The 345-nt window shown below is 68.7% G+C and carries 1 protein-coding gene; it reads right to left on the bottom strand.

Annotation, left to right across the window (positions count from 1 at the left end; all coding sequences use genetic code 11):
• Positions 1-310, bottom strand: a 310-nt coding sequence (locus IF99_RS31480; protein WP_234340931.1) for a zinc-binding dehydrogenase, incomplete at its 3' end; no start/stop codon positions are given.
• Positions 311-345: the final 35 nt, after the last annotated feature.

Raw genomic sequence — 345 nt, 5'->3', positions numbered from 1 at the left:
CCGGGGAAACAGCCGAGGGAACCACCGCAGACCGAGCACCCACAGACACCGACGGGACACTCAACACCAGCTTCCCCACATGCCTCGCCCGGCTCATCAACACGAACGCCTCACCCGCCCGCCGCACATCCCATTCCTGCCTCGGCAGCAGCTCCAGCGCACCGGCCCCGAACAGCTCGACCACCTCACGCAGCATGTCTCCCAGGCGCTCCGGCGCCACCTCCGCGAGGTCGAACGCTCGGTACATCACGCCGTCGTAAGCAGCGGCGACCTCCCCCGGATCACGCACATCCGCCTTGCCCAGCTCCACGAACCGCCCACCCGGACGCACCAACCCCAACGACG

The sequence above is a fragment of the Streptomyces sp. NRRL F-5630 genome (genome assembly GCF_000719475.1).
In the GTDB taxonomy this organism is placed as follows: domain Bacteria; phylum Actinomycetota; class Actinomycetes; order Streptomycetales; family Streptomycetaceae; genus Streptomyces.
This window is presented reverse-complemented; position numbering and strand designations above follow the sequence as displayed.